Source organism: Agromyces mediolanus (assembly GCF_014648575.1).
Classification (GTDB): Bacteria; Actinomycetota; Actinomycetes; order Actinomycetales; family Microbacteriaceae; genus Agromyces; species Agromyces mediolanus.
This window is the reverse complement of record NZ_BMRJ01000001.1, coordinates 1735872-1753852: the sequence shown is the minus strand read 5'-3', so window position 1 is coordinate 1753852 and position 17981 is coordinate 1735872. Positions and strand designations below refer to the sequence as shown.

The following is a 17981-nucleotide window of genomic DNA, read 5'->3' as shown; positions in this document are numbered from 1 at the left end:
ACGGGCCGGGCCGCGCGGCCCGGCCCGTTCGGCTCGGTCGAGGTGACGCCGCGGCGTCAGTCCTCGGTGAAGTGCGGCACCTCTTCCATCAGGGTGTGCCCGCGACGGCGCGCGTCGATCCGCGCCTTGACGAGGCTCGCGACGGTCGCGACGAGCATGGCCGAGAGGATGACGCCGAGAGACATCCAGGTGGAGATCTCGGGGGCCCACTCGATGTGCTGGCCGCCGTTGATGAACGGGAGTTCGTTCACGTGCATCGCGTGCAGCACGAGCTTCACACCGATGAAGGCGAGGATGAAGGCGATGCCGTACTTGAGGTACTCGAGGCGCTCCAGGAGACCGCCCAGCAGGAAGTACAGCTGGCGCAGGCCCATCAGCGCGAAGACGTTCGCCGTGAAGACGATGAACGGGCTCTGCGTGATGCCGAAGATCGCCGGGATGGAGTCGAGCGCGAACAGCAGGTCGGTGGTGCCGATCGCCACGAAGACGATGAGCATCGGGGTGAAGAAGCGCTGACCGTCGATCGTGGTGCGCAGCTTCACGCCGTCGAAGTCGTCGCTGAGGCGCACCCGGCGACGAAGGCCCCGGATGAGGAACGAGTCCTTCTGCTGCTCGTCGTCGTGCCCGCCGCGGATCTGCCCGATCGCGGTCCACACCAGCCAGGCGCCGAAGAGGTAGAAGATCCAGCTGAAGTTCTCGATGAGCGAGGCGCCCAGCAGGATGAAGATGCCGCGCAGCACCAGGGCGAGGATGATGCCCACCATGAGCACCTCCTGCTGGAGTTTCCGCGGCACCTGGAACCTGGCCATGATGATGACGAAGACGAACAGGTTGTCGATCGAGAGGCTGTATTCCGTCAACCAGCCGGCGAGGAACTGCCCGCCGTGCTCGGCGTCGCCGAGGAGGAACATCAGGCCGGCGAAGATCAGCGCGAGCACGACGTAGAAGACGACCCAGAGGGTGGACTCCTTGAACGAGGGCACGTGGGGACGCTTCACGACCAGTAGCAGGTCGGCGATGAGGATCAGGGTCAGGACCACGAGGGATCCGACTTCGAACCAGATGGGGAGCTCGAGCACAGGCGGCCTTTCGGGGAGTTGTGGGGTTGACGGAACCCGAAAGTCTCTCCTCCGCGCTCTCGCGCTGCCACGCCCGGAACGTCTTCATCGGCGTTCGTACTGACGATCGTGGCTCACGGCGCTCGCGCACCGCGGGATACTCCCCTTCGCTCCGGGAAGTCTAGCGGAATCGCGGACATAGACTCGTACCCCCGGAAATCGAGGAGACCGATGAGCGCCCAGACGACGCCGCCCACCTACCGAACCGCCCCGTGGTCGAAAGCCATCGGGCTCTTGATCTTCACCAGCCGCTGGCTGCAAGCCCCGCTGTACCTCGGGCTGATCGTCGCCCAGGGCATCTACGTGTGGGTGTTCCTGAAGGAGCTCTGGCACCTCCTCGAGGGCGTCTTCAACCTCGAGCACGCCCTCACCGAGGCGCAGATCATGCTCGTCGTCCTCGGCCTCATCGACGTGGTCATGATCGCGAACCTGCTGATCATGGTCATCATCGGCGGCTACGAGACCTTCGTCTCCCGCATCAAGGTCGACGGGCACCCCGACCAGCCCGAGTGGCTCTCGCACGTCAACGCGAACGTGCTGAAGGTGAAGCTCGCGATGGCCATCATCGGCATCTCGTCCATCCACCTGCTCAAGACCTTCATCGGGGTCGGGGCGATCACCGAGCAGGGCGCGGTCGAGAACGGCGAGAAGTACACCTCCACCGGCGTGATGTGGCAGGTCATCATCCACTGCGTGTTCATCCTGTCGGCGCTCGCCCTCGCCTGGATCGACCGGATGTCCTACCACCGCGCCCACCCCGGCGAGACCCACGACGGCGTCCCGGTACCGGTCGCCGGAGCGGAGCACGGTGCGGCCGTCGCCGCGTCGCCCGCGCCGCAGGAGCACGCGGCCGCGCCGCCGCGGCACTGACCCGGCCGAGGAACGGCGGATGCCCCGGAGCAGCACCTGCCCCGGGGCATCCGCCGTTCCGGCGCCGACGCGGCGACGGTCTGGAACCGCGCCCGGAAACGCTGCCCGGAAACGCTGCCCGATAACGCCGCCCGGAAACGACGAAAGCCCTCGCTTTCGCGAGGGCTTTGCGCCGTGTTGCCGATCGTGACCCCAGCGGGATTTGAACCCGCGCTACCGCCGTGAGAGGGCGGCGTCCTAGGCCGCTAAACGATGGGGCCGTGTCTTCGGAATCTCGTTCCGTTTCCGGCAACTCGAAGAGTATGACACACGTTCGGAGCACATTCCAAATCGAGCCCGGCCCGCCGCCGAGACCCCGCCCGCGGACCGGAACGGAGGCCGGAACCACGCGCTCCAGCGCTGCTTGCGCACGGCGCCGCGCGGGTGTTGGCTCGAGGCATGCGCCTCACCAAGCTCGAGCACGCCGCCCTCGTCCTGGAGGACTCCGGGGACCGGCTCTTCATCGATCCGGGCAAGTTCACGACGCCGATCACGGAGGCGCAGGGCACGCTCGCCGTCGTCATCACGCACGAGCACGACGACCACTGGACGCCCGCCCAACTCGACCGCATCCTGGAGCAGAGCCCGGACGCCCGCATCTTCGGGCCGGCCGGGGTCGCCGCCGCCGCGAGCGGGTACGCGGTGGAGACCGTGCGGGCCGGTGAGGAGCGCGAGCTCGGCCCGTTCCGGCTCCGCTTCTTCGGCGGCCGGCACGCAGTGATCCACCCGGCCATCCCCGTCATCGACAACCTCGGCGTGCTCGTGAACGACGCGCTGTACTACGGCGGCGACGCGTTCACCGCCCCCGAGGGCGTCGACGTCGACGTGCTCGCCGCCCCCGCGGGCGCGCCCTGGATGCGGCTCAGCGAGGCGATGGACTACGTCGAGGCGGTCGCACCGCGCCGGGCGTTCCCGACCCACGAGATGCTGCTCTCGCGCGCCGGCAAGGACCTCGCGAACGCGCGACTCGCGTGGGCCGCCGAGCGGGCGGGCTCGGCGTACCTGGCGCTCGAGCCCGGCGACACGATCGACTTCTGAGCGGCGACCTCTGAGCGGCGAACTCAGACCGGCGAACGGCGCCGTACGGCGCCGTGCTCCGCGAGCGGGGCTCAGTCGTCGGAGTCGTCGCCCTCGTCGCCGCGTCCGGGCTCGTCGCCGCGATCCGCGGAGTCCTGACCGGCACCGGTGGGGTCCGCCGTCGGCGTGGTGCCCGCGCGCGGCGCGACCGGCCCGGGACCGGCCATCGAGAACTCGCCGCCGCCGTACTTCGCCGCGGCCACGGACATCACGCGCGGCCACATCCGGTGCCGGGCGGTCGCGGCCTGCCCGCTGTCGAAGTAGATGCCGCGCTGGTTCGCCTCGCCGTTCACGCTCACCAAGGCGGCGGCGGTCGCGACCGCGGTGGACGCGCCGACCATCCAGGTGTCCTTGTTGCCGTCCGTCGTGCCGGTCTTGCCGATCAGCGGCACGTACGGTTCGACGGCGCGGTTCGACGCGGTGGCCGTGCCGCCGGACATCACCCGGCTCATCGCGTAGTGCATGGCGCCCGCGACCTCAGGTGAGACCGCGGCCGTGCACGAGGTCTGCGGCACCGGGAGCTCCTCGCCGTTGCGGTCCACGATGCGGTCGATGACGACGGGCGTGCAGGTCACACCGTCGTTGGCGATGCCCGCGTAGGCGATCGCCATCGTGAGCGGCGCCACTTCGTTCGTCCCGAGGATGGTCGAGGGGTACTGCTCGAGCGGCCCGCCGTTCGCCCGGTGCACGCCGAAGGCCTCGGCGGTCTTGCGGATGCCGCAGAGGTCGAGCTGCTTCGCCATCCCGACGTAGCCCGTATTGATGGAACCGGTCGTCGACTCGAGCGCCGTGTAGTTCCCGCCCGACTCGTTCGCGTCGTTCTTGGGGTTCCACCCGGTCGCCACCTGGGTGCCGTCGCAGCTGTCCCGGAACGAGCCCCAGTTCGCCTTCGGCTTCGAGTCGACCCGCTCGGTGAGCGCGTGGCCCTCCTTCAGCCACTCGGCGAGGGTGAAGACCTTGTAGGACGAGCCGGGCTGGAAGCCGCTCGATCCGCCGTGGTCGAAGTCGGTGTTGTAGTTGACGCTCGAGTACTGCGGCCCCTGGGCCAGCACGGACGGGTCCTGGCTGTAGATCTTGTTCTGCGCCATCGCGAGGACCCGGCCGGTGCCGACCTGCACGCTCGAGATCACCGCGCCGAGGTCCCAGCCGGGGTAGGTCTGCGGCACGTTCTCGGCGATGGCGGCCTCGGCGGCGGCCTGGAGGTCGAGGTCGAGGGTGGTGTACACGTTGTAGCCGCCCCGTCGGAAGTTCGCGAGGCGCTCCGCGCTGTCCTCGCCGAAGGCGGGGTCCGTCTCCAGGATCGTCTTGACGTAGTCGCAGAAGTAGGCGCTGCCGCCCGCCGTCTGGCAGCCCGTGCTCGGCTCGACGATCGTCGGGGTCACGGGCGTGGCGATGGCCTCGTCGTACTGCTCCTGGGTGATCTTCTTGAGCTTCAGCATCTCGCGCAGGATGTAGTTGCGCCGGTCGGTGTTGTTCCGGTAGCCGTCGGCCGCGCCGTTGCGCTCGTTGTCGGGCTGGTCGATCCGGAACTTCTCGGGGTTGTTCACGATCGCGACCAGCGAGGCGGCCTGCGCGAGGCTGAGGTTCGCGGCCGTCGTGCCGTAGTAGTAGTTCGCGGCCGCCTCGATGCCGTACACGGTGCCGCCGAAGCCGGCGATGTTCAGGTACGCGAGCAGGATCTGATCCTTCGAGTAGCGCTTCTCGACGCCGATCGCGTAGCGCGCCTCCTTCAGCTTGCGGTCGAGGCTGGTCTCGGTGACCTTGTCGTAGCAGCTCTCCTTCGCGTCCGCGACGAGCTGGTCGCGCTCCTCGCTCGTGAGCTCCCGACCCTCCGCCGTCGCCTGCTCCTCCGCCTCCGCGATCGCCGCGTCGCCGGACTCGGTCTCGCACTCCTGCACCCGGACGTTCTTGACGTACTGCTGAGCGATCGACGATCCGCCCTGGGTATTGCCGCCGGTGACGGTCTTCACCGCCGCGCGAAGCGTGCCCTGCACGTCGACGCCGCCGTGATCGTAGAACCGCGGGTCCTCCCCCGCGACGACGGCGTCCTTCACGAACTGCCCGACCTGGTCCCAGCCCACCTCGACGCGGTTCTGCTCGTAGAACGAGGCGAGCAGTACCTGGCTGCCGTCGGACGCGGTCGCGTAGATGTTGCTCTTCTCCGAGGGCTCCTCGATGTCGAGATACCCGGGAAGGCTCTCGAACATGCCGATCGACTGCGTGGCGGAGGCGCCGACGAGCCCGATCACCGGGGTCATGCCGGCGACGATGAGCGCGCCCGCGGCCGCGGAGGCGACGACGAGCCCGAGCAGCCCGCCGAGCACCCCGAGCGGTGTGCGCCGGTCGATGAAGTCCCGATTCCGGAGATTCCGATCCATCCGCGTCTGTCTCCCCGATGCTGCGTCGCGGTCGCCCGCCGTCCCCCCGGACGAGGGCCCCTCGTTCAATGGAACCCCAGCACCTCCCCCATGTCCAGCCTCGGCGGGAACGCGGCGTGTCCCTGAGCTTCGCTCGGCTGGACCCCGGCCGGCGGCTCGTCAGCCGAGCAGCGGGAACGTGCCCGGGAACAGCGGACCGTCCCCCGGTCGCACGTCGCGCTCGGCGTAGGCCGCGCGAAGCTGCTCGAAGATCCGCTGCGCCTCGACCGCGAGCGCGGCGAGGTCGACGCCCGGCAGCGCCCCGTCCACCACGACAGGCCGGCCAGCGACCATGCTGAACCTGGTGTCCCGCGCGGATCCCGCGAGCACGAGCGCGCGCAGCGGATCGTCGACCGGTCCGGTGCGGAACTCGTCGAGGCCGAACGCGACGAGGTCGGCGCTCGCACCGGGCGCGATCCGGCCGAGATCGGGACGGCCGAGTGCGTGCGCACCGCCGAGGGTCGCCGCCTCGAAGTACTCGGCGAGCGATCCCCGCGACAGCTCGCCGTGCTGCGCCTTCGCGAGGTGCACCCCGGCGTCGATGCCGCGGATCAGGTCCGGCGGGAACGAGTCGGTGCCGAGGGCGATGTTCACCCCCGCGTCGAGGTAGTCGGACAGCCGTTCGAGGAGGAAGGCGTATCTGGCGTTCGTGAGCGGGCAGTGGATGATGCTGGCCCCCGCTCCGGCGAGCGCCGCGAGGTCGCCGAGGTCTTCGCCCGCGACGTCGGGATGCACGTCGAGGTAGACCCCGTGCGCGAGGACGAGGCGCTCGTTCAGCAGGCCGGCCCGTTCGATGAGGCCGAGCGGCGTCGTGCCGCTGGCCGCCGCGATGAGCTCGCGTTCGGCGTGGTCCTGGAAGGCGTGCACCCGGACCCGGACGCCCCGCTCGGCCGAGACCCGGCCGGTCTCGTGCAGCAGCTCCTCACGCAGCGTCTCGATCCGGCACGGGGCGAGGATCCCGGTGACGAGCGGGTCGTCGAGGCGTTCGACCGTGTCGAGGAAGCGCACCGCGTCGGCGAAGCCGGCTCGGCCGAGCTCGTCCTCCCAGTGGATCGCGGCGACGCCCCGTTCGTCGGTGACGTGCACCCCTGAGCGGTAGCTCGGGCCGAGGAAGGCGCGCAGTCCGAACGCCGAGGCAGTGCGCGCGACGTCAAGGAGATCGTCGTGCCGCTCGGCCCAGGCCGAGTGCACCTCCGAGGCGATGGGCGCGAAGCTCGTGATGCCGTGCAGCGCGAGCTGCGCGAGCGCGTACCGCCGCATCGTGGAGCGGTCCTCGGCCGAGAGCACCTCGCGCCGGCCGTGCGCGGCGTAGTCGGCCGACCAGCCGAGGCGTTGCTCGTGGGCGGCGTCGCCCCAGGCGTCGAGCTGGAGGTGGTCGAGGTCGGCGAGCGCGTCGAGGTCGATGAGGCCGGGCATGAGGACGCTCCGGCCGAGCTCGATGCGCTCGTCGACCGCTCCGGCGAGCGCGGGATCGCCGGGTCGGCCGACGGCGGCGATCCGTTCCCCCTCGACGAGCACGGCGCCCTGCCTGAGCAGTGCGGTCCGCTCCCCGGCCCGGGCGACGACCCAGTCCGCGGTGACGAGCGTCCGTCGCGCGGTCACGAGGCGAGCCGTTCGCGCCGCACCGGGCGCCATCCCGGCCGCGGCACGGCGGCGCGGAGCGAGCGGGTGTAGGGGTGCACTGGCTCGGCGAGGAGTTCCGCGGTGCGGCCGCCGTCGACGACCCTGCCCTGTTCCATCACGATCATGCGGTCGGAGATCTGGTTCACGACGGCGAGGTCGTGGGAGATGAAGAGATAGCTGACCTCACGGGCGGCCCGGATGTCGGCGAGCAGGTTGAGGATCTGAGCCTGGATGGAGACGTCGAGGGCGGCGACGGCCTCGTCGAGCACGATGACCGCGGGGTCGGCGGCGAGCGCCCTGGCGATCGCGACGCGCTGGCGCTGGCCGCCGGAGAGCTGGTGCGGGTGCTTCGCGGCGAAGCGCTCGTCGAGACCGACGCTGTCGAGGATCTCGAGCGCGCGGCGCTGCACGGCGCGCCGCGTCGCGGTGTCCCCGGCGTGGAGCGCGACGCTCGTCGCGACGATGTCGCCGATGCGCTGGCGGCCGTTCAAGGAGGAGTACGGGTCCTGGAAGACGTACTGCACCTCCTTGGCCCAGCGGCGGCGGTCGGCGAGCCGCTTCACGCCGGCGGCCCGCGATTCGCCGCGCACGGCGAGCTCGCCCGCGGTGACCGTCTCGAGCCCGACGAGCATGCGGGCGACGGTGGTCTTGCCGGAGCCCGACTCCCCGACGATCGCGAGGCACTCGTTCGGGAAGAGCTCGAAGGAGACGTCGTCGACGGCGATGACGGGCTCGTCCCCCGCCCGGCCCGGGAAGATCTTGCGCAGCCCGCGGGCGACGACGATGGGCTCGGCCCGGCCGGCCGTCGCCGGGCCGGTCGCGCGGGTCTCGTTGGGGGTCATGACGCCTCCGCCTTCAGCAGTTCGTGGGCGGCCCGGTCGTAGCGCAGCACCGGCAGCCGCTCCACGCGGTGCTCGATGCTCGGCCGGGCGCCGAGGAGTTCGATCGTGTACGGATGCCTCGGCGCCTCGTATACGTGCGCGCCCTGTTCGACGATCTCGCCGGCGTACATGACGGCGAGCCGGTCGCAGCAGGCCGCGGCGAGCTCGAGGTCGTGCGTGATGAACAGCAGGGAGAGGCCTCTGGCCCGCCGTTGCTCGTCGAGGATCGCCATGACGTCGGACTGCGCGGTGACGTCGAGCGCGGTCGTGGGCTCGTCGGCGAGGATGAGCTTCGGCTCGGCGAGCAGCACGCTCGCGATCATCACGCGCTGGAGGAGCCCGCCGGAGAGCTCGTGCGGATATTGGCGGAGCCGCTGCTCGGGGGTGCGCACCCCGACCTCGTCGAGGAGCTCGACGGCCCGCCGCTCGGCGTCGCGGCGATCGACGCCGCGGTCGCGCACGAGCGCCTCGGTGAGGAAGTCGCCCACCCGGTGCACCGGGTTCACGTGGGCCCGCGGATCCTGGAAGATCATGCCGACGTCCCGCTGCCGGTAGCGGCGGAGCGCCTGGGCGTTCATCCGCGGCACCGAGGCGCCCTCGAAGGCGATGTCGCCGGTGACCCGGAACGCGGGGTCGAGCATCCGGGTGATGGCCCGGGTCGTGAGGGACTTGCCGGAGCCGGACTCGCCGACGAGGCCGAGCGCCTCCCCCGCACCGATCGTGAAGCTTACGCCGCGCAACAGCTCCTGTTCGCCGCCGCGGAGGCGCAGGGCGGCTCGCACGTTATCGAGCCGCAGCAGGGGGTCGGTCATCGCATGCTCCTTGCACTCGAGGTCAGGCGGTCGCCGATGACGGTGACGCACCAGACGATCAGGACGATGAGGGTGCCGGCGGCGATCGCCTCGGTGGGCTGGCCGCGCAGCACGGAGTCGAAGCCGCTCTTCACCATGAGCCCGAGGTCGGCCGTCGGCGGCTGCACCCCGAGCCCGAGGAACGACACGGCGGCGAGGTCGATGACCGCGAAGCCCAGTGACGACACCGCCTGCGCCACGACGATCGGCTGCACGTTCGGCAGGATCTGGGTGAAGGTGATGCCGGTGGCGGACTGGCCCTGCAGCCAGGCGGCCGACACGTACGGCATGTTCCGCTCGCGGAGCGCCGCGCCGCGCACCACGCGGGCGACGTACGGCACGTAGGCGATCGCGAGCCCGCAGACCACGGTGATGAGGCTCGGGCCCCAGATCGCGACCGCGATGAGCCCGAAGACGATGCCGGGGACCGCGAACAGCACGTCGAGCAGCCAGCTGATCGCGGTGTCGATGCGCCCGCCCCGCCAGGCGGCGAGCAGCGCGAGCAGCGTGCCCACCACCGTGGCGATGAGGATGACGAGCCCGGGCCCCGCGAGCGTGATGCGGGCGCCCCAGATGAGGCGGGACAGGATGTCCCGGCCGAGCGCGTCCGCGCCGAGGAGGTGCGCGGGGCTCGGCCCGGAGAGCGAGGCGAGCAGGTCGGGGTAGTCCGGGTCGTACGGCGCCACGACCGGGGCGAACGCCGCGGCGAGGGCGATGACGAGCAGCACGGACGCGGCGATGCAGCCGACGACGCCGAGCCGGTCGCCGGCGGCTCTCGCGAGCCCGGCCCCGCGTCGTTCCCGGGCGACTCTGGCGACGGCCAGGCTGGTGGTCGATGGGGTGGTCATTTCCGGCTCCCGAGGGCGATGCGCGGGTCGATGAAGGTGTAGAGCACGTCGACGACGGCGTTCACGAGGACGAAGGCGACGACGAGCACGAGGATGACCGCCTGCACCACGGCGAAGTCGCGCTGCAGGATGGCGCGCACGAGCAGCGAGCCGAGGCCGTCGAGCGCGAAGACGTTCTCGACGACCACCGCCCCGGCGATGAGCGTCGCGATCGTCAGCCCCAGCACCGTGACGATGGGGACGAGCGAGTTGCGCAGCACGTGGTGGCGGACGATGTAGCCGGGCGCGAGGCCGCGGACCGTCGCGGTCTGCACGTGCTCGCGCCCGCGCTCCTCGAGCACCGAGGCCCGGGTGATCCTGGCGAGGTACGCGGCGCTCGCGACCGAGAGCGCGAGCGCCGGGAGCGCCAGGTGCACGAGGGTGTCCAGCCCGCCGCTCCCCGAGCCGAACGTGGGGAACCAGCCGAGTCCGACGGCGAAGACGCTGATGAGCGCCACACCGATCACGAACGACGGGGTGGACAGGCCGATCGCCGCGATCGAGGAGGTGAGCTGGTCGGTCCAGCCGCCGCGGAGCGCGGCGAGGGTGCCGGCCGAGATGCCGACGACGGCGATGATCAGCGCCGCCATCGACACGAGGGCGAGCGTGGTGCCGACGCGCCCGGCGATGAGGTCGGAGACGTCCTGGCGGTACACGATCGAGTAGCCGAGGTCGCCCCGAAGGAGGTCGCCGAGCCAGGCCACGTAGCGCACGAAGAACGGGTCGTTCAGGTGGTACTGCGCGGTGACCGCCGCGATCTGCTCCGGGGTGCCGCCGCGGGGCCCGAGGATGAACGCCAGCGGGCTTCCGGGGGCGAGGTAGAGCAGCCCGAAGACGAGGAAGGAGGTGACGAGGAGCACGAGCAGCAGGCCGCCCGTGCGCCGCGCCAGATACGCGCCGAGGGACATCCGGCTACTCCACCCCGCCGATCGTGGCCGCCCACGGCGCGTACAGGTAGGCGAAGGACGCCGTCGCGCCCGAGATGCGGTCGTTCTGCACGAGCGTCACGGGCTCGTAGGCGAGCGGGATCCAGGGCAGCTGCTCGGTGATGATGCGCTGCGCCTCGATGACGTGCGCGGCGCGCGCGGCGTCGTCGGTCTCGGCGCGGGCGGCGAAGAGCGGCTCGTCGGCGAGGTCCCACCCGGTGTAGTTGTGGCTGTCGGTGCTCGCGAAGAACTGGTAGACGTCGAGCGCGTCCGCGAAGCTGCCGTAGTTGGTGGTGAAGAAGCCGTCGATGCCGTCCCGGGCGGCGGGGTCGAAGTAGAGGTTGCCGAACTGCTCGACGGGGATCACCTTCGTCTGGATGTCGAGGCCGATCGCCTGGCCCGCGGCCTGGATGACGTTCGCCGTCTGCTCGTGCACGGCCGAGCTGCCCTGCACGGCGAGCACGATCGGCGGGACGGTGCCCGCTTCGGCGACGAGCGCCTTCGCCGCGGCGAGATCCGGCTCGGCGGAGAACTCGCCGTACGCCTCCTCGAAGGCGTCGCGCTCGTACCCCCAGTAGTCCGGGCCCGCGAGGCTCGTCGCCGGGATGCCTGCGCCCTGGAAGACGACCTTCGTGAGCGCCTCCCGGTCGATGGCGAGCGAGAGCGCCTGCCGGATGCGCTCGTCGCCGAGCGCGCCGTCGAAGTCGGTGGTCGTCATGGTCCAGAAAACGAGCGACTTGCCGTAGGTGGTGGTGACCTCGTCACTCTGCTCGAGCTGGGTGAGGCCGGCCGGCGGGAGGTAGAAGAACTGCCCGTCGACGTCGCCGGAGCGCAGGGCGTTCACCGCGGTCGACTCGTCGGCGATGAAGCTGAACTCGAGGGCGGCGGCCTTCGGCGCGAGCGCCTGGTCCCAGTAGCCGGGATTGGCCGCGAGCCGGAGGTTCTTGCCCGAGCTCCAGGATTCGAGCGAGAACGGGCCGGTGCACTGCAGGCCGCCGTTCGGCGTGCCGAAGGCCTCGCCCGCCGACTCCGCGGCCTGCTTCGACACGATCGCGCCCGCGGCCGTCGCCATCGCCTGGGTGAACAGCACGTCGGGCTGGCTGAGCGTCACCGTGACCTCGTTCGGCGCCGTCGCGGCGATCGAGGCGACGTTCTGGAAGTAGCTCGCGAAGTAGCTCGTCGTGGTCTCGCCGGTCTGGCGCTGCAGCGAGTAGACGACGTCCTCGGCGGTGAGCGGGGTGCCGTCCCAGAAGGTCACGCCGTCGCGGAGGGTGTAGACGACGGTGGTGTCGTCGGGCTGCGTGACCGCTGCCGCGAGTCCCGGCTCGGTGCTGAGGTCGGGCTTCATGCGCACGAGGCTGTCGCAGAGATTGGCCACGACGGTGTTCTCGGCGTAGTTGAACGTGTACATGGGATCGAGCGACATCGGCTCGTACGGGAGGTTCCACTTCACGAGCTCGACGGGCGCGGCGCCCGGCTCGGTGGTCGTGGCGAGGTTCGAGAGGTCGACCTCGAGGCCGCCCTCCCCGGTCGCGGTCTGCGCGGTGCAGCCGGTGAGGGCCAGCCCCGCGGCGGCCAAAGCGGCCGTCGCGAGGGTGATGCGGCGTCGGGACACGGGAACTCCTTCGTCGGTGTGTCGGTTCGATGGGGGGATGGAGCGAAACTGGGTCGCGCGGCTTCAGCGCGCGGCAAGGGTCCGTCCGTCGCGGACGACGCGCTCGGGGGCCGGGCGGTCGACGACGAGCTGGGCGAGCGACTCGCCCGCGAACTCCAGCCGGGTGGGGGCGTCGGCGGCGGCCGGGGCGGACAGTTCGGGGATGCCGAGGAGGCGGCCGCCCTGCTCGGAGGCGATGCGGTAGGCGCGTTCGAGCTGGGCGTCGGTCATGGCGCCCGTCCGATAGGCGAAGAGGTGGGCGCGGTCGACCATGCTGCCCGTGCCGAACGGGGTCCAGGAGTCGCGCACGCCGTCCGAACCGAGCGCGAGCTCGACGCCGTGCGCTTCGAGCAGCTCGGGGTCGAGCACGGGGTCGTCGCCGAGCGCGCAGGTGGTGACCCAGAGTCCGGCCTCCGCGACCCGGTCGAGCGTCTCGCGGAGCGACGGCGCGCTCTGCTCGGCGAGCGCGAAGGCGTGGCTCACGGTGACGCGGCCCTGCATGCCCCGCGCGACGGTGCAGGCGGCGATCTCGCGGATCTGCGCGAGGCCGGGCTCGCCGCCGTCGTGGAGGTGGATGTCGAGATCGCGTCCGCTGCGCTCGGCGAGACCGAACACCGCGTCGAGGTGGGCGTCGACGTCGCCCTCGAGCCCGAGCGGGTCGATCCCGCCGACGAGGTCCGCGCCGGCGTCGAGCGACGCGGCCATCACCTCGAGCGTGCCGGGATTCGTCAGGAGGCCGAACTGCGGGAAGGCGACGATCTGCACGGTGAGCCACGGCGCGAGCCGCGACGCGGCCGTGCGCACGCCCTCCACGTTGCGCAGGCCGAGCTCGCTCGACACGTCGACGTGAGCGCGCATGGCGAGTGTGCCGTTCGCGAGCGCGGTGCTGAGCAGCCCGTACGCGCGCTCCTCGACGCTCCGCGTGTATCCGCGCTGCGTCGCGAGATCGTTGGCGATGAACTCGGAGAGTCCCGCGGCGGCGGTGCGCGACATCCATGGTCCGCCCCAGTTGGACTTGTCGGGGTGGATGTGGGCGTCGACGAGGCCGCCCGCGACCACGCGGCCGGGAGCGGGCGCGCCGTCGTGGTGTGCGGCGGTGCCGGTGGTGGCTTCGGGCATCCCTGCTGAACTCCTTCGTTCGCGCGGCTCGACCGCGTGGCGATCTCCCAGGCGATTTGTCAGATGTATGATAACCATACATTCACGAGAGAAGAGAATGGAATCGTGAAACCCATCCAGCGCCGCTCCCTCGTCGACACCGTGGTCGACCGCCTGCACTCCGAGATCACCTCCGGGTCCTGGCCCGTCGGCACCCGCATCCCGACCGAGGCGGAACTCACCGAGCAGCTCGGCGTCAGCCGCCCCTCCGTGCGCGAGGCGGTGCGCTCGATCGTGCAGCTCGGCCTGCTCGAGACCCGGCAGGGCGACGGCACCTACGTCGTCGCCGACGACCCCACCGAGGTCGCGCTCCGGCGCACCATCGACGTCGCCGACGCCCGGGAGGTGCTCGCCGTCCGTCGCGCCCTGGACATCCTCGCGGCCCGCGAAGCGGCCGGGAACCGCGACGACGACGACCTGGCCGCGCTCGCCGACGCCCTCGCCGGGCGCCGTGCGGCCATCGAGGCGCAGGACGTCGACGCCTTCGCCGACCACGACGTCGCGTTCCACCTCGGCGTGGCGGGCGCCTCGCACAACCGGCTCCTCGTCGGGCTCTACGCGAGCTTCGACGCCTCGCTCCGGCACTCCGTCGCGCAGAACTCGTGCCTCTCGAACAACGCGGACCCGAACACCGCCGATCTGCACGAGGCCCTCTTCCGCGCCATCGAGCGGCGCGACGTCGACGCGGCCTCCGCCGCAGCGGTCGGCGTCCTCGACCAGAGCGAGCAGTCGCTCGATGGCTGACCGGCGCGCCGCTCTCGGCGCGCCGTTCGCGGCCGGCGCCCTCGTCGTCGGCATCGGCCTCTCCGTGCGCTCGCCGATCACGAGCGTCGCCGCGCTCCTGCCGGAGCTGGAGCACGACTTCGAGCTGGGTGCGAGCGGCGCCGCGTGGCTCAGCACCATCCCGGTCCTGCTGTTCGGGCTCGCGGCGCCGATCGCTCCCCCGCTCGCCCGTCGGCTCGGCGCCGACCGAGCGGCGGCGGTCCTGCTGAGCGCCCTCGCGCTCGCCATGCTGCTGCGCCCGCTCGGCACGGTGCCGCTGCTGCTCGGCACCGTCGTCGTCGGCGCGAGCATCTCCCTCCTCGGCATCCTCACGCCGCAGCTCGTCCGCACCCACCTCGACCGACGCCACGGACTCTGGTCCGGGGTGTACACGGCCGCCTTCGGCGCGAGCGCCGCACTCGGCGCCTCCCTCGCCGTGCCGATGCTCAGCCGCACCGGCGACAGCGCGGCCATCGCGGTCGGGCTCTGGGGCCTGCCCGTCGTCGCGGCCGCCGTGCTGGCCTGGGCGGTCCTGCCGCGGCTGTCGGGCGCGGCCGCCCGCCTGCCGGAGCGCTCGACCCCGCGCGCTCCGGGCTCGATCCTGCGCGCGCCGCGCATGTGGTCGGTCACCGGGTTCTTCGCCGCTCAGGCGCTCATCTACTTCGCCTTGACCGCCTGGTTGCCGACCATCGCCGTCGATCGCGGGCTCGCCCCCTCCCAGGCGGGCCTGCTGCTCGCCTGGATGAGCGTCGCCGGCATCCCGGCCGCCCTGCTCGCCCCGACCATCGCCGCGGGCTTCCGCACCCAGTCGGGCGTCATCGCCGTCGTCTCCGCCTGTTCCGTCCTCGGCATCCTCGGCCTCGCCTTCGCCCCGATCGCGCTCGCGCCCGCCTTCGTCGCGGTACTGGGCATCGCCCAGAGCGCCGCGTTCGGCCTCGCGGTCGGGCTCATCGTGGCCCGCGCGCCCGACGCCGCGCGCACCTCGGCGTTCTCCGCGGTCGCCCAGGGCGCCGGCTACGCCGTCGCCGCGCTCGGGCCGCTCGCACTCGGTCTGCTCTCCTCGGCCGGCGTGCCGTGGACGCCGCTCATCGCAGGGCTCTCGCTCGTCGCCGGCGCACAGCTCGCCTTCGGCCTCGCCGCCGGGCGCCCCGCGCCCCGGGGTCCGCTCGCGTCCCCCCGCGTGCCGCGTCGCGCGAATCGACGGTCCACCGCCGACCCCGCCACCACCAGGAGGTCCCCATGAGGTCCACACGCGCTCGGACGGCCGCGGCCGTAGCCCTCGCCACCGCGGCCGCACTCACCCTCGCCGGCTGCGTCGCCGCCGGTCCGAGCCCCACGACTCCCCCGCCCACCACCGCACCCGCCGAGGAGGCCACCCCTATGCCCGCGACCCCGACCCTGCCGTCCGCCGAGGCGACCGCACTGCTCGTCACCGCGACCGCCGCCGGCGACCTCGCCGAGACACGGCGCGCGCTCGACCAGGGCGCCGACCCGAACGCCCGAGATGCCGAGAACCGACCGGTCCTCGTCACCGCCACCCGCGCCGACCGCGCCGATCTCGCCGAGGCGCTGCTGGAGGCCGGGGCCGACCCGAACGCGAAGGACGCGATCGAGGACTCCGCCTTCCTCTACGCCGGCGCCGAAGGCCTCAACGAGGTCCTCCGCCTCACCCTCGAGCACGGCGCCGACGTCGCGAGCACGAACCGGTACGGCGGCACCGCGCTCATCCCGGCGAGCGAGCACGCGCACGTCGAGACGGTGCGCATCCTGCTCGCGGCCGGCGTCCCCGTGAATCACGTGAACCGGCTCGGCTGGACCGCCCTGCACGAGGCGATCGTGCTCGGCGACGGCAGCCCCGAGCACGTCGAGACCGTGCGACTGCTGCTCGCCGCGGGCGCGGACCCCTCGATCCCGGACGGCGACGGGGTGCTGCCGCGCCGGCTCGCCGAGCAGCGCGGCTTCAGCGCGATCGTCGCCGAGATCGACGCGGCCGGCTGAGCGGACGGTCCGGGCCCGCGAAGCCGGGCCCGCCGCACGTCAGTCGCGCGGCGTCGCCGGCTTCGCGGGCGGCGGAGGAGGCATCCGCCGCAGCTGGCCGAACCGGCCGGCGAGGCCCGCCAGCAGCAGCGGGCGCGCGAGCACCCACGCCCCGACGAGGGCGAGCACGGAGACGGCGAAGATCGCGAAGCCGACCCAGTCGCTCGCGTCGCGCGAGGCGTACATGTGGTTCAGGTTGCGCAGCGCCCCGGTCGCGAGCACAAGCACGACGTGCACGAAGGTGAAGAGCAGGAAGAACAGCATCACCGGGAAGTGCACGGCTCGCGCGAGCCGCTCGGGGAACACCCGGGCGAGCCGGCCCTGCATCGGCCAGACGGGCGAGAGCCGCAACCCCGTCAGCACGGCGAGGGGCGCGGCGAGGAAGACGACGGCGAAGTACGAGAGCACCTGCGCGTCGTTGTACGCGACCCAGGAGTTCTCGACGGGCCAGTCGAGCGAGAGGTACTGCAGCACGACGGAGATCGAGTTCGGCACCACGTCCCAGCTCGTCGGCACGATGCGCAGCCACTGCCCGGTCGCGAAGAGCAGCACGACGTAGAGGAGCCCGTTCAGCACCCAGAGCGCGTCGACCACGAGGTGCAGCCACACGGAGATGCCGAGCCGGCGCGGGGCGCCCTTCGTGCGCGGCCAGCGCGTGTTGTCCCGCGTCCAGAACGCGGGCGGACGCGCCTTGGACCGGATGATGAGCCCCGTGCGCACGAGCAGCACGAGGAAGAACGCGTTGAAGAAGTGCTGCCAGCCGAGCCAGGCGGGGATGCCGACGGGCGCCCCCTGCGGCAGCGGGCTGTGTCCGGGGTAGCTCGCGACGAAGGCCTCGACCTCGGGCAGGGTGCGCAGCCAGCGCGCGAGCAGCACCGCGAGCCCGAGCAGCACGACCGCGCCGGCGGCGAGGATCGCGAGGCGCTTCGGCGAACGGAGATCGAGCGCGGAGCGCGGGGAGGACGGCACGGTACTCAGCGTGCCGAAACTGCCCGACGGGTGCAACTCGGTCGCGTCACACGCCGCCCCGATGTCGCGCACCCGCCAGGGTGGGCGCCGGGGCGGCTCATTGCGGGTATGGGGTCTCGCCCCTGGCGAGCATGCCGACGAGCTTCTCGAGGCGGTTGCGGCGACTCGTCTCGCTCGGGGCGGTCGCGATGCGGTGCAGCACCGCGAAGCGGTTCGTGGCGTTGAGCCTCGCGAAGAGCTCGGCGGCCGCGGGCTCCGCGTCGAGCGCCGCCTGCAGCTCGGGCGACACCTCGGCGGTCTTCGAGCCCGCGTAGGCGCGGTCCCAGCGGCCGTCGGCCTTCGCCCGCGCGATCTCGGCCTCGCCGCGCGGCCGCATGCGGCCCGCCTCGATGAGCGCGGCGACGAGCCCGATGTTGCGCTGCGACCAGAGCGAGGCGCGGCGCCGCGGAGTGAAGCGCTGCAGGAAGGTCGCCTCGTCGTAGCTGCGCTTCTGCCCGTCGATCCACCCGCTGCAGAGGGCCTCGTCGAGCGCCTCGGCGTAGCTCAGCGAGGTGGGCGTGCGCGTGCCCTTCTTCGCGAGCAGCAGCCAGACCCCGTCGGACTCGTGCTCGTTGGCGTCGAGCCAGGCGCGCCAGGCTGCGGCGTCGGGGACGACGAAGGGCTCAGGGGACTCTGCGGGCACGTGCCCACGATAGCGACGACCGGCGACACG

At 72.0% G+C, this 17981-nt stretch carries 16 protein-coding genes and 1 tRNA gene; 5 read left to right on the top strand and 12 right to left on the bottom strand.

Going from position 1 to position 17981, the window contains the following annotated elements; all coding sequences use genetic code 11:
- Positions 1 to 56: 56 nt before the first annotated feature.
- The gene (locus IEY71_RS08335) at positions 57 to 1079 is read right to left on the bottom strand and encodes a TerC family protein (RefSeq protein ID WP_189084753.1); all 1023 of its coding nucleotides are present in this window, start codon (positions 1077 to 1079) and stop codon (positions 57 to 59) included.
- A gap of 210 nt (positions 1080 to 1289) precedes the next feature.
- Between IEY71_RS08335 and IEY71_RS08330 the strand changes: the two genes are divergently transcribed.
- A complete protein-coding gene (locus tag IEY71_RS08330; protein ID WP_189084752.1) occupies positions 1290 to 1988 on the top strand; it encodes a TIGR00645 family protein in 699 nt (232 codons plus the stop codon).
- 187 nt (positions 1989 to 2175) lie between these two features.
- On the opposite strand, the gene IEY71_RS08325 is transcribed toward IEY71_RS08330, so the two are convergent.
- Positions 2176 to 2248: transfer RNA gene (locus IEY71_RS08325), tRNA-Glu, on the bottom strand.
- 178 nt (positions 2249 to 2426) lie between these two features.
- Between IEY71_RS08325 and IEY71_RS08320 the strand changes: the two genes are divergently transcribed.
- Positions 2427 to 3065: an MBL fold metallo-hydrolase gene (locus IEY71_RS08320; RefSeq protein WP_189084751.1), complete on the top strand. Its 639-nt coding sequence runs from the start codon at positions 2427 to 2429 to the stop codon at positions 3063 to 3065.
- 71 nt (positions 3066 to 3136) lie between these two features.
- On the opposite strand, the gene IEY71_RS08315 is transcribed toward IEY71_RS08320, so the two are convergent.
- The 8 genes from IEY71_RS08315 to IEY71_RS08280 form a co-directional block, all read right to left on the bottom strand.
- Complete coding sequence (locus IEY71_RS08315) at positions 3137 to 5482, bottom strand: transglycosylase domain-containing protein (protein WP_189084750.1); 2346 nt, start codon at positions 5480 to 5482, stop codon at positions 3137 to 3139.
- Between the two features lie 159 nt (positions 5483 to 5641).
- The gene (locus IEY71_RS08310; RefSeq protein WP_229781591.1) at positions 5642 to 7123 is read right to left on the bottom strand and encodes a chlorohydrolase family protein; all 1482 of its coding nucleotides are present in this window, start codon (positions 7121 to 7123) and stop codon (positions 5642 to 5644) included.
- Positions 7120 to 7986 carry an ATP-binding cassette domain-containing protein gene (locus IEY71_RS08305; protein WP_189084748.1) on the bottom strand — a complete coding sequence of 289 codons (867 nt, stop codon included), beginning with the start codon at positions 7984 to 7986 and terminating at the stop codon, positions 7120 to 7122. Before IEY71_RS08305 ends, IEY71_RS08310 begins: the two co-directional genes overlap by 4 nt.
- Positions 7983 to 8837, bottom strand: coding sequence for an ABC transporter ATP-binding protein (locus IEY71_RS08300; protein WP_189084747.1), 855 nt, complete (start codon positions 8835 to 8837; stop codon positions 7983 to 7985). The genes IEY71_RS08305 and IEY71_RS08300 overlap by 4 nt, the downstream gene beginning before the upstream one ends.
- Complete coding sequence (locus IEY71_RS08295; RefSeq protein ID WP_189084746.1) at positions 8834 to 9724, bottom strand: ABC transporter permease; 891 nt, start codon at positions 9722 to 9724, stop codon at positions 8834 to 8836. Before IEY71_RS08295 ends, IEY71_RS08300 begins: the two co-directional genes overlap by 4 nt.
- Complete coding sequence (locus tag IEY71_RS08290) at positions 9721 to 10671, bottom strand: ABC transporter permease (protein ID WP_189084745.1); 951 nt, start codon at positions 10669 to 10671, stop codon at positions 9721 to 9723. Before IEY71_RS08290 ends, IEY71_RS08295 begins: the two co-directional genes overlap by 4 nt.
- A 4-nt stretch (positions 10672 to 10675) precedes the next feature.
- Positions 10676 to 12304 carry an ABC transporter substrate-binding protein gene (locus IEY71_RS08285; protein ID WP_189084744.1) on the bottom strand — a complete coding sequence of 543 codons (1629 nt, stop codon included), beginning with the start codon at positions 12302 to 12304 and terminating at the stop codon, positions 10676 to 10678.
- A 63-nt stretch (positions 12305 to 12367) separates the two neighbouring features.
- The gene (locus tag IEY71_RS08280; protein WP_229781590.1) at positions 12368 to 13462 is read right to left on the bottom strand and encodes an amidohydrolase family protein; all 1095 of its coding nucleotides are present in this window, start codon (positions 13460 to 13462) and stop codon (positions 12368 to 12370) included.
- Positions 13463 to 13567: 105 nt separating this feature from the next.
- Between IEY71_RS08280 and IEY71_RS08275 the strand changes: the two genes are divergently transcribed.
- The 3 genes from IEY71_RS08275 to IEY71_RS08265 are packed head-to-tail and all read left to right on the top strand — an operon-like array spanning position 13568 to position 16261.
- The gene (locus IEY71_RS08275) at positions 13568 to 14245 is read left to right on the top strand and encodes a FadR/GntR family transcriptional regulator (protein ID WP_189084743.1); all 678 of its coding nucleotides are present in this window, start codon (positions 13568 to 13570) and stop codon (positions 14243 to 14245) included.
- The gene (locus IEY71_RS08270; protein ID WP_189084742.1) at positions 14238 to 15506 is read left to right on the top strand and encodes an MFS transporter; all 1269 of its coding nucleotides are present in this window, start codon (positions 14238 to 14240) and stop codon (positions 15504 to 15506) included. Before IEY71_RS08275 ends, IEY71_RS08270 begins: the two co-directional genes overlap by 8 nt.
- Complete coding sequence (locus tag IEY71_RS08265) at positions 15503 to 16261, top strand: ankyrin repeat domain-containing protein (protein WP_189084741.1); 759 nt, start codon at positions 15503 to 15505, stop codon at positions 16259 to 16261. The genes IEY71_RS08270 and IEY71_RS08265 overlap by 4 nt, the downstream gene beginning before the upstream one ends.
- A gap of 39 nt (positions 16262 to 16300) precedes the next feature.
- Here IEY71_RS08265 and IEY71_RS08260 read toward each other — a convergent pair whose 3' ends face one another.
- Both IEY71_RS08260 and IEY71_RS08255 read right to left on the bottom strand, forming a co-directional pair.
- Positions 16301 to 17278, bottom strand: coding sequence for a cytochrome b/b6 domain-containing protein (locus tag IEY71_RS08260; RefSeq protein ID WP_373292258.1), 978 nt, complete (start codon positions 17276 to 17278; stop codon positions 16301 to 16303).
- Positions 17279 to 17366: 88 nt separating this feature from the next.
- On the bottom strand, positions 17367 to 17951 hold the full coding sequence (locus IEY71_RS08255) for a YdeI/OmpD-associated family protein (RefSeq protein ID WP_189084739.1): 585 nt from the start codon (positions 17949 to 17951) through the stop codon (positions 17367 to 17369).
- Between the last annotated feature and the right edge of the window lie 30 nt (positions 17952 to 17981).

Excerpts from the sequence above, each read along its gene's own strand:
- IEY71_RS08330 (WP_189084752.1), top strand. The coding sequence starts at position 1,290 with ATGAGCGCCCAGACGACGCCGCCCACCTACCGAACCGCCCCGTGGTCG.
- IEY71_RS08320 (WP_189084751.1), top strand. The coding sequence starts at position 2,427 with ATGCGCCTCACCAAGCTCGAGCACGCCGCCCTCGTCCTGGAGGACTCC.
- IEY71_RS08315 (WP_189084750.1), bottom strand. The coding sequence starts at position 5,482 with ATGGATCGGAATCTCCGGAATCGGGACTTCATCGACCGGCGCACACCG.
- IEY71_RS08305 (WP_189084748.1), bottom strand. The coding sequence starts at position 7,986 with ATGACCCCCAACGAGACCCGCGCGACCGGCCCGGCGACGGCCGGCCGG.
- IEY71_RS08300 (WP_189084747.1), bottom strand. The coding sequence starts at position 8,837 with ATGACCGACCCCCTGCTGCGGCTCGATAACGTGCGAGCCGCCCTGCGC.
- IEY71_RS08295 (WP_189084746.1), bottom strand. The coding sequence starts at position 9,724 with ATGACCACCCCATCGACCACCAGCCTGGCCGTCGCCAGAGTCGCCCGG.
- IEY71_RS08290 (WP_189084745.1), bottom strand. The coding sequence starts at position 10,671 with ATGTCCCTCGGCGCGTATCTGGCGCGGCGCACGGGCGGCCTGCTGCTC.
- IEY71_RS08280 (WP_229781590.1), bottom strand. The coding sequence starts at position 13,462 with ATGCCCGAAGCCACCACCGGCACCGCCGCACACCACGACGGCGCGCCC.
- IEY71_RS08270 (WP_189084742.1), top strand. The coding sequence starts at position 14,238 with ATGGCTGACCGGCGCGCCGCTCTCGGCGCGCCGTTCGCGGCCGGCGCC.
- IEY71_RS08265 (WP_189084741.1), top strand. The coding sequence starts at position 15,503 with ATGAGGTCCACACGCGCTCGGACGGCCGCGGCCGTAGCCCTCGCCACC.